This is a genomic window from Natrononativus sp. DTA114 (genome assembly GCF_059736515.1).
This window is the reverse complement of sequence record NZ_JCASSN010000002.1, coordinates 230,837-244,004: the sequence shown is the minus strand read 5'-3', so window position 1 is coordinate 244,004 and position 13,168 is coordinate 230,837. Positions and strand designations below refer to the sequence as shown.

Sequence of the window (13,168 nt, the reverse complement as noted above, 5' to 3'; positions counted from 1 at the left end):
GCCCATCGAGAGCCGTCTACAGCCCGGCGACGTCCTCGATAGCGTCCGTGAGCGCCTCGATGCTCTCGAGGTCGTGTTCGCCCATGTGCCCGATGCGGAACGTCTTCTCGCCCAGGTCCGAGCCGTAGCCGTTCGCGAACACCATGTCGTACTCCTCGCTGACGGCGTCGATGGTCTCGGCGACGTCGATCCCCCGCGTGTTCTCGATACAGCTCACCGTCTGCGATTCGTACCCCTCCTCGGGAAACATCGCGAAGTGCTCGCGCGCCCACTCGCGGGTGTACTCGGCCATCTCCCGGTGGCGCTCGTCGCGGGCGTGGTGACCCTCCTCGAGCATGTGTTTCATCTGTTTTCGATACGCGAGCATGATCGGGATCGCCGGCGTCGAGTGGGTCTGGCCCTTCCGGCCGTAGTAGTCGATGGTGCGCTGGAAGCCGCCGTACCACGACGCCGACTCGCTCTCGAGTTCCTGCTCGTAGGCCGCCTCGCTGACGACGCAGACGGCGAGGCCGGGCGGCATGGCGAACGCCTTCTGAACGGAAGTAAAGATGACGTCGATGTCGTGGGCGTCGATATCGACGTAATCACCGCCCAGCGCCGAGACGGCGTCGACGACGAAACGCGTGTCCGGATACTCGGCGACGACGTCGCCGATCTCCTCGATCGGATTCCGGACGCCCGTCGAACTCTCGTTCATCACGCAGGTGACGGCGTCGTACTCGGTGTCGCTTCCCTCGAGGGCCTCCCGGACGTCCGCGGGTTTGACCGCCCGCCCCCACTCGTACTCGAGGGTGTCGACCGATTTGCCGAGGCGCTCTGCGACGTCGGCCTGGCGCTCGCTGAAACTGCCGCAGGTCGTCACGAGGACGTTGTCGTCGACGAGGTTGAGGATGGAACTCTCCATGAACTCGGTTCCCGACCCCGTGAGGACGATCACGTCGTTGTCGGTGCCGAGGAACTCCCTGGTGTTCTCGACGATGGTTGTGTAGAGGTCAGTCATTCGGTCCATCCGGTGGCCGAACATCGGCTCGCACATCGCCTCGATCACGTCCTCGCGGACCTCGGTCGGTCCCGGAATGTACAGCGTCTTGTCGGGGTAGTCGTCTCTGTATTCGCGTTTCTCGGTCACGGAATCCACCCGTTAGGCGTACTGGGCGGCGAGACGCTATGGTGCTTGTGGATGCCACAACGGGAACAAACGCTCGCCCGACGGGGAGCAGAACGAGCGGAGGATTCGGCTCGAGTCGGTCGCTCAGTCGGCGGACGGAACCGGGCTCGAGGGCGGGTTGTCCCCGGCGACGTAGACGTTACCGCGCACGACGATGCCGTCGGCGGCGGTCGACGGGCGGTGTGGACCGTAGCCGACCACGGGTGCCGCGGTGCGCCAGAGCGCACCGATCTTACAGAGTCCGAAACCGAGAACGATCAGCGCGAAGCCGGCGATCGTTGCGAGGGTAAGCGACTCGCCGAGAACCGCCCAACCGAAGACGGCGGCGACGACGGGGACCGCGTAGTTGACCAGGCTGATCTCGGTCGCGCCGATGCGTTCGAGCAGGACGAAGTACGCCAGGAAGCCGCCGCCGGTGGCGGCGACGGCGAGATAGACGAGCGCAACGAGCGTGGTCTGGGTCCACGCCGCGGCGGCGATCGACTCGGCCGGGTGGATCGCGCTGAGGCCGTGGAGCAGAGCCGCGCCGATCGCCATCGACCACGCCTGCAGCGAGATCAGCGGCAGCGTCCCGCTGGTACGAGCGGTGAGGACGGCACCGAGCGCGAAGACGATCGCAGAGCCGAACAGCAGCGCGACGCCGATCGCCTGCCCGCCCAGCGCTCCGCCGTCGGTCGCGATGACGACGACGCCTGCGAGTCCCAGCAGGAGACCGACGACTGCGGGCGCGCGGATCCGCTCTTGCGGGAGCAACGCGAGCGCCAACGGCGGCGTCACGATCGGCGTGAGGCTGAGGATAATCGCGGCGACGCCGCTCGAGACGTAGGATTGACCGACGAACAGCAGCGCGAAGTGTGCGCCGATGACGAGGCCGCCGCCGACGCCGATCAACAGCCAATCGTTTCGCGTGCGTGGGCGCCACTCGAGGCCGAGGGCGACGACCGCCGCCACGAACAGGGCGGCGGCGAGGTCGAAGCGAACGGCGGCGAAGAGTATCGGTGGCAGCGTCGCCAGGCCGACCTCGATCGCCGCGAACGACGTCCCCCAGACGAACGCGAGCGCGATGAAGAGGAGAATATCTCTATTAACGTTCATTACCACATGCACGAGTCGGCGCCACTTCTATCTTGCTATTCCCGCAGTAGAAGCCCTGAAACTGCTAAATTCCTCGAGAGACGTTACCAAAGAACACATCCAAACAACGTGTGCTAGTAAGTAACCAGATACAATCATCGAATCGACTAGAGGTCGCGAATCAGGCCGACGGGCGGCGGCGACAGTGACCGATCTCACGCGGGTTCCGGGGGCCGACGCGGGCGCGGCTGATGGAGGTTCCGGCGGTAAAAATCGACGTCTCGGGGGTCGGTAGCGTCGGAGTTATTCGTCGTTTTCGTCGGTCTGGTTTTCGTCGGTCTGGTTTTCGTCGTCGGTCTCGTTGTTCCCGTTCTCGCCGTCTTCGTCGCCGTTTCCGTTTTCGGTCTCGACCTGAATGTCGCCGATCATCGTACCGGGGTGGACCTCACAGACGTACTCCGCCATCTCGTCGGTGACCTCGTCGATCGTCAGCGTCTGCTCTTCGCCCTCCTCCTCGATGATCTCGGTCTGGTAATCGTCGACGACCTCTCCGTCCTCGTCCCAGATCTCGATGTTGTGGGGCTCGCCGTCCATGTTCTCCCAGGTGATGTCGTACTCCTGGCCCTCGAAGAGGACGAGCGTCGGGTTCTCCTCGCCGTCGATCGGCTCCGGTTCGACGCCGAGCCAGTTCTCCGTGAACCCCTCGAGGACGATCTCGTTGACGTCCTCCCACTCCGCGACGTCGACTTCCTCGTCGTCGGTCTGGTTTCCGTTGTCGGTCTCGTTGTTTCCGTCGCCGGTCTCGTTGTTTCCGTCGCCGGTCTCGTTCTCGGCAGGATCTTCCTCCTCGGGCGGCTCTTCGTCCTCTGGCCCCTCCTCGCCGGGACCCTCACCGTTGTCTGCACAGCCGGCGAGGATCGCGGTCGAAACCGCCGTCGTACCGGCTGCGTGCAGGATGCGTCGTCGCGAAAGCGAATCGTCGTGTGCCATAGCAGGGGGACTCCGCCAGCAGTGTGAATAAGCTGACAGCCGACACACCCATGGTAGCGAGGCTGATCATTCGGTTTCGCCTGACAGTCACCGAGCGATATCGGGCGCGTGATCGGTGAGCCGGGCCGGTCGGCGAGCCGACTACCGCTCCTCGAGTGCGAACCGACTCCGTCCCTCGAGTGACAGTCGGAGGAAAATCGGCACGGCGACGACCGCGATCGCGACCTCGAGTCCGCCAACGACGAGGAACGCGGTGTCGTAGCCGGCGCCCCCCGCGACGGTCCCGCCGACGAGGAAGCCGGCGAGAAAGCCCAGACTGCCCGCGAGGTTGAAGCCGGCCATCGCGATCCCGCGTTGGTCGTCGGTCGCGATATCGGTGACTAGCGCCATCGTGGCGGGTGCGACGAGCGCGCCGAGGACCCCGACGCCGACCATCGCCGCCGCGGCGAGGGCGACCGTCGGCGCCGCGCCGACCGCGAGAATGCCGACTCCGTAACAGACCGAGCCGACGACGATCGGGATCGTCCGCCCGATTCGATCGGAGAGGACGCCCATGGGGTACTGGAGGAGCGCGAACGGCGCGAAAAAGCACGCGAGCAAGAGTCCAGTCGCGAGGGGATCGGTGCCGAACGTCTCCCGGAAGTAGAACGTGCCGACGAGGGCGAAAAAGCCCGCCGTCATGCGATCGACGAACCCGAAGGCGTACGGCAGCGTGAGCGTCGGGCGACGGCGCACGCCCTCGAGGATCGCCCGCGCGTCACGGCGGTCGCCGGGTGCGCGGTCGGCGACGAACGAGACGGCGGCGGCGACGACGACGAGCAGTCCGGCGGCCACCAACAGCGGGGCGACCGGATCGACCGCCGTGAGCCGACCGCCGACGGGCGCGCCGAGCGCGGCCCCGAGTCCGATTGCGATGCCTGCGGCGCCCATGTTCGCCCCGTGGCCGCCCTCGAGGTCCATCAGCATCGTGATCGTCAGCGAGAAGGCGCCGATCGTCATCGCGCCCTGGAGGACGCGCAGGAGGAGGACACCCTCGAAAGAGAGTCCGCCGACCGACGGCCCGAGCGCGAGCGCGACGTAGCTCGCCGCTCCCAACAGCGCCCCCGCGACGATGAACGGCGTCCGGCGGCCGGCCGCGTCGCTCGCGATCCCCCAGACGCCAACGAAGGCGACGTAGGCGGCGAACTCGGCGACCAGGAACCACATGCTCGCCTCGAGAGCCGTTCCGGCGACCGTCTCGCTCGCCTCGCCGGCGCCGAGGGCGTCGACGAGTGGATCCAGCCCCGGATACAGCAACACCTGCGAGAACAGCACCGCGAACACGACGGCGGCGAGGGCGATCCGGTCGCGGGCGCTCGAGTGCACACACCGATATTGGAACCGCCGGCTCAAGAAGGCGTCCGTCTCGGCCGGTGGAGACTCGCGCTCATGGTCGGTTCGCGGGCGCGAGCATCGGCCCGTGAAACGGCCGGTCGACCGCCTGGTTGCGGGGAGACCAGTCGAGAATCTGCCATACCGCTCGGTTTTAATCTTGGCCAGTGGTATCGTACAACACGGTGTCGGCAGAGGACGCCGGGAGCGGGATCACCATGACGTTCGCAGCATACCACCCGATCGATGAGGAGGCGATCGACGAACTCACAGCCGGATTCAGGGGCGCGGTGCTTCGCCCGGACGACGACGGGTACGACGAGGCGCGCTCGATCTGGAACGCGATGGTCGATCGCCGACCGGCGATTATCGCCCGGCCCGCGGGCGTCGCGGACGTTATTCGGGCCGTACACTTCGGACGGGAGCACGACCTTCGGATCGCGGTCAAAGGCGGCGGGCACAACGTGGCCGGCAACGCCGTCTGCGAGTACGGGCTGATGATCGACCTCTCGCTCATGAACTCCGTCCGGGTCGATCCCGACGCACGGATCGCACACGTCGAACCCGGCGCGTCGCTCGCGGACGTGGATCACGAGACCCAGGCGTTCGGGCTCGCGACGCCGCTCGGAATCAACTCGACGACCGGCGTCGCCGGACTCACCCTCGGCGGCGGCTTCGGCTGGCTCTCGCGGGCGTACGGACTCACCGTCGACAACCTCCGCTCGGCGGACGTGGTCACCGCGGACGGAGAACTCGTTCGCGCGAGCGAGGCGGAGAACGCCGATCTGTTCTGGGGGATCCGCGGCGGCGGCGGCAACTTCGGGATCGTGACGGCGTTCGAGTTCCAGCTTCACGAGGTCGGACCGGAGGTGCTCTGCGGACCCCTCGTCTACGCCCACGACGACGCCCCGGAGGTGCTCGAGTTCGTCCGCGAGTTCAGCGAGAACGCGTCGAACGAGGTCGTCGCGTGGCCCGTGCTGCGGAAGGCGCCGCCGCTCCCGTTCCTCCCCGAGGCGGTCCACGGGACCGACGTCTGCATCGTGGCCGCGTTCTACGCCGGCGACCCCGAGGACGGGGCGGACGCGCTCGCGCCGCTCCGGGCGTTCGGCGACCCCGTCGCCGACGCGATCGGGCCGCAGCCCTACGCCGAGTGGCAGCGGACCTTCGACCCGCTGCTCGAGCCCGGACTCCGGAACTACTGGAAGACGCACAACTTCGAGGTGCTCCGCGACGAGGTTATCGAGACGGCGCTCGAGTACGCGAGGACCGTTCCGACGCCGCATACCGAGATCATCTTCGGCCGCCTCGGCGGCGCCGTCAACGAGGTGCCGGCGGACGCCACCGCCTACCCCCATCGCGACGTCGGGTACGTGCTGAACGTCCACACCCGCTGGGAGGACGCCGCGCAGGACGAGGCGTGCATCGAGTGGGTTCGCGAACTGCACGCCGCGCTGGCCCCCGACGCGATGGGCGGCGCGTACGTCAACTTCATCACCGAGCGCGAGGGCGAGGAAGCGCGCGCTTACGAGGAGAACTACGACCGCCTGGTGGCGGTGAAAAACGCGTGGGACCCGGAGAACGTCTTCCGGATGAACCAGAACGTCGAGCCGGCCGCCTGACCGGGCGGCTCGCTCGCCCCGCTGAAATCCCTCGAAACACTACAGCCGGCCGCTACGCGCTCTCCCAACCCTGCCGTCCGACGATCCGCGGTTTTTGCCGTTACTGAGGTGCATATATTCGTGCGGAAGTATGCATACAAAACATGAGCGACAAGGCGGACGAGCGAGAATCGGGGCCGGAGTTCGCGACGCGAAGCGTCCACGCCGGACAGTCGCCCGATCCCGCGACGGGCGCGGTTGCGCCGCCGCTGTACCAGACGACCTCCTACGCCTTCGAGAGCGCCGACGACGCGGCCGAGCGGTACGCCCTCGAGTCGTCGGCCCACATCTACTCGCGGATCAGCAACCCGACCGTCGAAACCCTCGAGGAGCGTCTGGCGGCGCTCGAAGGCGGCGCTGGCGCGGTGGCGACCGCCAGCGGGATGGCCGCACTGGACTCACTGGCCCTGATACTCGCGAAAGCGGGCGAGAACGTCGTCTGTTCGACGGACACCTACGGCGGGACGACCGCCTACCTCTCGAAGACCGCGAGCAGACGCGGGATCGAAACCCGGTTCGTGCCGACCCTCGAGTACGACGCCTACAAGGAAGCGATCGACGAGGACACCGCGTTCGTCCACGTCGAAACCGTCGGTAACCCCTCGCTCGTCACGCCGGACTTCGAGCGCGTCGCAGGAATCGCCCACGAGAACGGAGTCCCGCTCGTCGTCGACAACACGTTCGCGACGCCCGCGCTGTGTCGGCCCCTCGAACACGGCGCGGACGTCGTCTGGGAGTCGACGACCAAGTGGCTCCACGGCTCGGGGACGACCGTGGGCGGCGTGCTCGTCGACGGCGGCGACTTTCCCTGGGACGAACGCGGGTACGAGGAGGTCGCGGGCCCGAACCACGCCTACCACGACGTCGACTTCTCCCGGGATTTTTCCGACGCGCCACTCGCCGCGGCGGCTCGCTTCCGCTCAGTGCGCAGTCTGGGCAACCAGCAGTCGCCCTTCGACGCCTGGCAGACGCTGCAGGGCCTCGAGACGCTCCCCCTTCGGATGGAAAAGCATTGCGAGAACGCCGCCATCGTCGCCGACTACCTCGCCGACCACGAAGACGTGGCCTGGGTCACCTACCCGGGTCTCGAGAACCACCCGACTCACGAGAACGCGAGCCGCTACCTCGCGGATTACGGCGGGATGATCGCCTTCGGCCTCGAGGAGGGATTCGAGGCCGGAAAGCGGTTCTGCGAGGAGGTCGAGGTCGCCCAGTTCCTCGCGAACATCGGCGACGCGAAGACGCTCGTCATCCACCCCGCGAGCACGACCCACGGCCAGTTGACCCCCGACGAGCAGCGCGAGGCGGGCGTGCGTCCCGACATGATCCGCCTCTCGGTGGGGATCGAGGACCCCGCAGACCTTCTGGCGGATCTCGAGTCGGCGATCGAAACGGCGAGCCACGAGGCGGTGCCGGGGCGGGCGACGGGAGGGACCACATGACCGCGAAGGAGACCGCCTCCCTCGGGGAGTTCACTTTCGAGTGCGGCGAGACGATTCCGGAGCTCGAGGTCGCCTACGAGACCTACGGCGACTTTACGGGTGAGAACGCGGTGGTAGTCTGCCACGCCCTGACCGGCAGCGCCCACGTCGCCCGTCGGCCCGACGCGGGGGACGAAACCGCGGGCCAGGCCCGCGCCTGGTGGGGCGACGTCGTCGGCCCCGGCAAGGCGATCGACACCACCGAGTACTACGTCGTCTGCGCGAACGTCCCCGGCTCCTGTTACGGCACGACCGGCCCCGAGAGCGAAAATCCCGAAACCGGCGAGCCCTACGGCACCGACTTCCCGCCGGTCACCGTGGGCGACTGGACCCGTGCCCAGCGCCGACTGCTCGACGAACTCGGCGTCGGCCGTCTTCGCGCCGTCGTCGGCGGCAGCGTCGGCGGCATGAACGTCCTGGACTGGCTGCGCCGGTATCCCGACGACGTCGAGCGGGCGGCCGCCGTCGCCGCCGCGCCCCGCCTCGACGCCCAGTGTCTCGCCCTGGACGCCGTCGCCCGGCGGGCGATCACGAGCGATCCGCACTGGAACGGCGGCCACTACTACGACGGCTCGTCGGCCGCCCCCGACGGTGGATCGGAACCCGACGAGGGGCTGGCTCGAGCCCGCCAGCTCGGCCACATTATGTACCTCTCGAAGGCGTCGATGGGTCGGAAGTTCGGCCGCCGTTCCGCAGGTCGGGAGACGGTTCGAGAGGAGCCGCCCGACCCCGCCGCCACCTTCTTCCCCTACCGGGAGGTCGAGTCCTACCTCGACTACCAGGCCGACACGTTCACCGACCGCTTCGACGCCAACAGCTACCTCTACCTTACCCGCGCGATGGACGACTTCGACCTGTCGGCGGGCTACGAATCCGAGGCGGACGCCCTCGCGGCGTTCGAGGGCGAACTGCTCGCGCTCTCCTTTACCGGCGACTGGCACTTCACCGTCGAGCAGTCCGAGGCGCTCGCCGAGGCCTGCCGCGAGTCGGGCGTCGACGTCGCCCACCACGTCGTCGACTCCGACCACGGCCACGACGCGTTCCTCGTCGAACCCGAGACGGTCGGGCCGCCGCTGTCGGCGCTGCTCGAGACGGGGCTCTCCGGACGACCCATCACGGACACGCGGGAGGCGGATGACGACGCGTTCGCACCCGTCCACACCAGCCTGTTTTCGGACTGAGCGGGCCTCGAGACGCGACCCGCGCCGCCGACGAACAGATCAGAATACCGGAACGAAAAAATATCAGTGTTTCTTAATCAGTCGTGATGGAGCGACGACTCGAGTACGAGAAGGGGCCACAGGACGGTCCCGAGGCGCCCGATGACGAACGGGCGGAGCCGGAGTCCGAACAGCCGGTAGCGACTGACGAGAACGCGACCGGCGTGCGCGCCCTGCCGTGGCGAGTCGGACTCCTGTTCGGCCTCGGCGCGTTTCTCGTCAACTACGCCGTTACCCTCCAGACGGTCGTCGCGACGAGCGGATTCCTCGGACAGGCGGAAAACGGCCCCGGCACGTGGACCAGCACCGGGTTCGTCCTGCTCTCGAATCACGGCGTGTCGATCCGAGGAGAGGCGCAGTCACTCCCGCTCGAGGCCGCGTTGACGCTCAGCAGCACGGGCGGCGTCATCCATTTCGTCCCGCTTCTGACGCTTACAGCCGCGGGCTACGGCCTGGTCAGCTATCTCGACCTCGAGACGGTTCGGAGCGCGGCGGGCGGCGCTCTGACGGTCGTTCCGAGCTATTTCGGTGCCGTGGTGGCCCTCGCCTGGCTGACGCGGTTCACCTACGAACCACCCGAAGGCGGCGGGGGGATGAACGCACCAGAAGAGCCGATGACGTTCGCGGCGTCGCTTCCCGAAACCGTCCTCCTCGCGGGGATTCTGTTCCCGGTGACGCTCGCTGTGATCGGCGGGTTGCTCGCCGTCTGGCCGCGTCCGCTCGACCGTCTGCTCGGTCGCCGACCGCAAACCGACGATTCCACGCGAGACGCTCCCGTGTCACAGGGCTGATCGAAACATACAACTATCACCGCTCGGACGTAGCGGCAATGTCAATGGATCGACGACTCGAGTACGAGAAAGGTCCCGCTGCGGAGGACGACGAGTCGGCGGACGACTCCGACGACGCCGAGGCGGGCGAGTCAGCCGGTTCGTTGGCCCTCGAAGACGTTCCCTGGAAAGTCGGTTCGCTCGCGGGGCTGGGTGCGTTCGCCGTCGTCTACGCCGTCACGTTTCAGTTCGTCAACGCCAGCTACGGTTGGCACCCGCCCAAACCGAACGAGAGGTCGGACGGGCGACCATGGCGGGGCTGCTAACGCTCGGGAGCCACGGCGCGAGCCTGACGGAGGTGGACGCGCGCTGGTACGGGTACGGACTCGAGGCCCTGGTGCTCTTCGCGCCGTATCTCGTCACCATCGTCGCTCTCGGTACCCTGGTAGTGGCGGGATACGCCGTGACACGGTACGTCGATCCCGAGGCTCTCCGGGAGACCGCCATCACCGCCGCCTGCGTCGTCCCGGGCTACTTCCTCGCAGCACTTCTTACTTCCCAGCTGGCGACCTACACCCCGAAAGTTCCGGAGGGCGCCCCGACCGGGGCCGAAGAAGAGATCGGAACGCTCGCCGTCTCCCTCGACGCGACGTTCGTCCTCGTCTTCGTTCTGATTCCCCTGACCGCGGCGCTGGCCGGTGCGCTGCTCGCAAACCGGGCGCTGCTGGTCGAATCGACCGGAGAAGACCGCGGAACGTCCGGTGACGAGGAGACCCGCACCGACTCCAGTGCAAGCGACGGTTAATCCGCTGGTTCGGCGAGCGCGGCATCCCGGCGGGACGTCTCCGCCGCACTCAGCGGCTCCGAGAGCAGATACTGTTCTTCGAGCACGCGTCCCGAGCGCCGGCGCTCGAGCCAGCGGCCGAGGTCCCGAGTGAAGAGGTCGATTCGCTCCCGGCGGGTCGGCGTCGGCGACGGCGGTGACGGCGATCGGAACGTCGCGATCAGCGTCCACATGGTCGCGGCGGCGAACGATCCCACCGCGGAGAACGTCATGCCCAGGGTTGCGAACGTGACCGCGTAGACGACGCCGATCCCCATCGAGGGGAGACTCGTCCCGAGGGGGACGCGGGCCGCCCGGTCGCGCAGCGTTGGGGCGAGGAAAACGATCGAGAGGGCGCTTCCGAGGAGGAAAACGAAGTCTTGCCAGATCATCAGCAGAACACAACTCGCGAATGAGTAAAAACCTCTTGGTCTGGGAAAGCGGTCGTTGCTCGGACTGTCCAGGCACGTTGAATGTGCCGGTCCGGGGCGGCAATCGGCTCTTACGTCCGGTCGAGAACGCCCTCAGCGAGTAACGTGTCGCGAACCTCGGCCATCGTGGAGACGACGACCTCGCAGTGGGGTTCGACCGCCGGCTTCGGCCGGAAGCCGATCGAGAGGCCGGCGACCTCGAGCATCGGCAGATCGTTCGCGCCGTCGCCGATCGCGACGGTGTCGTCCATGGAAACGTTTTCGGCGGCTGCGAGCTCCTCGAGGGCGGTGTCCTTCGTTCCCTCGATCAGCGACCCCTCGACGTCGCCGGTAAGTACCCGTTGCTCGCCGTCGTCGGCGACCGGGAGGCGGTTCGAAACGACGTGGTTGACCGAGACGCCCTCGGCCTCGAGGGCCGTCTCGACGCCGCGCTCGAAGCCGCCGGTGAGGATGGCCGTCGTCACGCCCGCGTCGTTCAGCGCGCGGATGAGCGCGGCCGCGCCCTCCCGGAGTTCGACCTCGCCGTAGGCGGCGTCGGCGTCGGCCTCGGAGAGCCCCTCGAGCAGGGCCGCCCGCTCGCGCAGGCTCTCGGCGTAGCCGATCTCGTCGTTCATCGCGCGCTCGGTGATCGCGGCCATCTCGTCGGCGGCGTTGAGCCGGTCGCCGAGCAGCACCGTCATCTCGGAGTCAGAAAGCGTCCCGTCGAAGTCGAAGGCGACGAGTGTCATCGCTCTCCGGTTGTCTCTCGAGGGGTAAACCAGTTCAGGTTCCGGTGCGGGATCGCACGCCGAGTGGCGACTCACTCGGCTCCGTCGGAACTCGGCGGCCGGCCGTCGGGCAGGTCGAGATCGGTCGGGTCGACCGCCCGCGACCTGAACCGTTCGTCGAAGCGGGGTTCGGCCTCGTCCTCGAGGAAGGAGAGTTCCCGCTGGGGGAACGGAATCGTGATCCCGGCCTCCTCGAAGCAGTCGTACACCCGGCGGTTGACCTGATCGACGGCACGCTTCTGGGTCAGCGGGTGGGAGATGTACGCCTGCAGTTCGAAGACGAGCGCCGAGTCACCGAACTGGTCGAACAGCAGCCGCGGGGCGGGCGACTCGCGGATCAGGGGGGCGTCCTCACAGACCTCGAGGACGATCCGCTCGACCTCGCGGTAGTCGGTGCCGTAGGCGGCCGACAGCGGCACCCGAATTCGGATGTGGCGCTGGGGCGAAGTTTCGTTGACGACCTGCGCCGAGTTCAGCACCGAGTTCGGGACGGTGACGAGCACGTTGTCGGTCGTGAGAACCGTCGTCGAGCGGATGCCGATATCCGTCACCGTCCCCCGCATATCGTCCTCGACGAGGATGACGTCGCCCAGTTTGTACGTGTTGTCGAAGTAGAGTGCGACCCCGCCGATCAGGTTGCCGATCGCGTCCTGGGCGGCGAAGCCGATGACGACGCCCAGCACGCCCGCGGAGGCGAGAAACGGCGTGATACGGAGCTCCCAGATCGAGAGCACCAGCAACACCGAGGCGAGCACCACGCCGATCGTCCAGACGTTCTTGAACATCGGCGTGAACTCGTAGTCGGTATCGCTCCCGTTGACGACCTCGATCCAGCGGCCGCCGATCTTGATGGCGGCCCGCGCCCACAGGACGATCAGCACCGTCGCCAGCGCCGCGACGACGCGGTGTTCCTGGTCGACGATACCGATCGTCAGCAGGCTGAGCGTGATACCGATGACGGCGATCGAAACCCCAAGCGGTGCGTGGATCTCCTCGAGCACCGCACGGCCGAGCGAGGTCGTCGTGAGTTCCTCCGACTCGCCGAGATACCAGCGGCTGAGCCAGTCGACGAGCTTCGCAAGCACGTAGGAACCGACGATGATGAGCGGGACGAGCAGCCACGTTTCTTCGGGGAGAACCGACTCGAGCCAGGCTTCGATCGCGGCGAAGAGCCAGTGCAACGAGTCGGGGGTCATCAGGCTGGGTATTGAGTAATTAACCGAGCGCCATATACTGTGGGATCTGCGTTCGGCGTCGATTACCAGTCCCAACGGCGCCGTCCGGTCGGCTAACGGTGACCGAGCGACGGGCGAAACCAAGCGAGTTCGATCACGATAAATAACTGATTACCGCGCGTCGAGCGAGGATCGGCGGGACGTCGCGACTACCGCTCGAGCGAACAGGTCAACCGCCGT

Annotated in this window: 13 protein-coding genes; 6 read left to right on the top strand and 7 right to left on the bottom strand. The window is 67.3% G+C overall.

The window, feature by feature from the left end; translation table 11 throughout:
- Positions 1-16: 16 nt before the first annotated feature.
- From AC6I6S_RS09170 to AC6I6S_RS09155, 4 genes are all read right to left on the bottom strand, one after another.
- A complete protein-coding gene (locus AC6I6S_RS09170; RefSeq protein WP_497949630.1) occupies positions 17-1,129 on the bottom strand; it encodes a pyridoxal-phosphate-dependent aminotransferase family protein in 1,113 nt (370 codons plus the stop codon).
- A gap of 123 nt (positions 1,130-1,252) precedes the next feature.
- A complete protein-coding gene (locus AC6I6S_RS09165; RefSeq protein WP_497949629.1) occupies positions 1,253-2,263 on the bottom strand; it encodes a DMT family transporter in 1,011 nt (336 codons plus the stop codon).
- A gap of 282 nt (positions 2,264-2,545) precedes the next feature.
- Positions 2,546-3,232, bottom strand: a complete 687-nt coding sequence (locus AC6I6S_RS09160) for a cupredoxin domain-containing protein (RefSeq protein ID WP_497949628.1) — start codon at positions 3,230-3,232, stop codon at positions 2,546-2,548.
- Between the two features lie 141 nt (positions 3,233-3,373).
- Positions 3,374-4,597 (bottom strand): MFS transporter, encoded by a 1,224-nt coding sequence (locus AC6I6S_RS09155; protein WP_497949627.1) that lies wholly within the window; start codon positions 4,595-4,597, stop codon positions 3,374-3,376.
- A gap of 224 nt (positions 4,598-4,821) precedes the next feature.
- Here AC6I6S_RS09155 and AC6I6S_RS09150 point away from each other — a divergent pair, with 224 nt between their 5' ends.
- The 6 genes from AC6I6S_RS09150 (at position 4,822) to AC6I6S_RS09125 (ending at position 10,537) form a co-directional block, all read left to right on the top strand.
- Positions 4,822-6,222 (top strand): FAD-binding oxidoreductase, encoded by a 1,401-nt coding sequence (locus tag AC6I6S_RS09150; protein WP_497949804.1) that lies wholly within the window; start codon positions 4,822-4,824, stop codon positions 6,220-6,222.
- Positions 6,223-6,365: 143 nt separating this feature from the next.
- The gene (locus tag AC6I6S_RS09145; protein WP_497949625.1) at positions 6,366-7,703 is read left to right on the top strand and encodes an O-acetylhomoserine aminocarboxypropyltransferase/cysteine synthase family protein; all 1,338 of its coding nucleotides are present in this window, start codon (positions 6,366-6,368) and stop codon (positions 7,701-7,703) included.
- Positions 7,700-8,923, top strand: a complete 1,224-nt coding sequence (gene metX, locus AC6I6S_RS09140; RefSeq protein ID WP_497949624.1) for a homoserine O-acetyltransferase MetX — start codon at positions 7,700-7,702, stop codon at positions 8,921-8,923. The genes AC6I6S_RS09145 and metX overlap by 4 nt, the downstream gene beginning before the upstream one ends.
- Positions 8,924-9,009: 86 nt before the next feature.
- Positions 9,010-9,753, top strand: coding sequence for a DUF7978 family protein (locus tag AC6I6S_RS09135; protein WP_497949623.1), 744 nt, complete (start codon positions 9,010-9,012; stop codon positions 9,751-9,753).
- 38 nt (positions 9,754-9,791) lie between these two features.
- Complete coding sequence (locus AC6I6S_RS09130) at positions 9,792-10,058, top strand: hypothetical protein (RefSeq protein WP_497949622.1); 267 nt, start codon at positions 9,792-9,794, stop codon at positions 10,056-10,058.
- Entirely contained in the window at positions 10,043-10,537 is a 495-nt protein-coding gene (locus AC6I6S_RS09125; RefSeq protein WP_497949620.1) for a hypothetical protein, read from the top strand. Before AC6I6S_RS09130 ends, AC6I6S_RS09125 begins: the two co-directional genes overlap by 16 nt.
- Here AC6I6S_RS09125 and AC6I6S_RS09120 read toward each other — a convergent pair.
- The 3 genes from AC6I6S_RS09120 to AC6I6S_RS09110 form a co-directional block, all read right to left on the bottom strand.
- Positions 10,534-10,947 (bottom strand): hypothetical protein, encoded by a 414-nt coding sequence (locus AC6I6S_RS09120; RefSeq protein WP_497949619.1) that lies wholly within the window; start codon positions 10,945-10,947, stop codon positions 10,534-10,536. The two genes, AC6I6S_RS09125 and AC6I6S_RS09120, sit on opposite strands and share 4 nt — an antisense overlap.
- A gap of 110 nt (positions 10,948-11,057) precedes the next feature.
- Positions 11,058-11,747, bottom strand: coding sequence for a phosphoserine phosphatase SerB (gene serB, locus AC6I6S_RS09115; protein ID WP_497949802.1), 690 nt, complete (start codon positions 11,745-11,747; stop codon positions 11,058-11,060).
- Positions 11,748-11,785: 38 nt separating this feature from the next.
- The gene (locus AC6I6S_RS09110) at positions 11,786-12,949 is read right to left on the bottom strand and encodes a mechanosensitive ion channel family protein (RefSeq protein ID WP_497949618.1); all 1,164 of its coding nucleotides are present in this window, start codon (positions 12,947-12,949) and stop codon (positions 11,786-11,788) included.
- Positions 12,950-13,168 lie beyond the last annotated feature (219 nt).

What these genes read in the sequence shown, in the direction of transcription:
- AC6I6S_RS09130 (WP_497949622.1), top strand. Translation starts at nt 9,792, where the DNA reads ATGTCAATGGATCGACGACTCGAGTACGAGAAAGGTCCCGCTGCGGAG.
- AC6I6S_RS09135 (WP_497949623.1), top strand. Translation starts at nt 9,010, where the DNA reads ATGGAGCGACGACTCGAGTACGAGAAGGGGCCACAGGACGGTCCCGAG.
- AC6I6S_RS09160 (WP_497949628.1), bottom strand. Translation starts at nt 3,232, where the DNA reads ATGGCACACGACGATTCGCTTTCGCGACGACGCATCCTGCACGCAGCC.
- AC6I6S_RS09120 (WP_497949619.1), bottom strand. Translation starts at nt 10,947, where the DNA reads ATGATCTGGCAAGACTTCGTTTTCCTCCTCGGAAGCGCCCTCTCGATC.
- AC6I6S_RS09110 (WP_497949618.1), bottom strand. Translation starts at nt 12,949, where the DNA reads ATGACCCCCGACTCGTTGCACTGGCTCTTCGCCGCGATCGAAGCCTGG.
- AC6I6S_RS09145 (WP_497949625.1), top strand. Translation starts at nt 6,366, where the DNA reads ATGAGCGACAAGGCGGACGAGCGAGAATCGGGGCCGGAGTTCGCGACG.
- AC6I6S_RS09165 (WP_497949629.1), bottom strand. Translation starts at nt 2,263, where the DNA reads ATGAACGTTAATAGAGATATTCTCCTCTTCATCGCGCTCGCGTTCGTC.
- AC6I6S_RS09150 (WP_497949804.1), top strand. Translation starts at nt 4,822, where the DNA reads ATGACGTTCGCAGCATACCACCCGATCGATGAGGAGGCGATCGACGAA.
- AC6I6S_RS09125 (WP_497949620.1), top strand. Translation starts at nt 10,043, where the DNA reads ATGGCGGGGCTGCTAACGCTCGGGAGCCACGGCGCGAGCCTGACGGAG.
- metX (WP_497949624.1), top strand. Translation starts at nt 7,700, where the DNA reads ATGACCGCGAAGGAGACCGCCTCCCTCGGGGAGTTCACTTTCGAGTGC.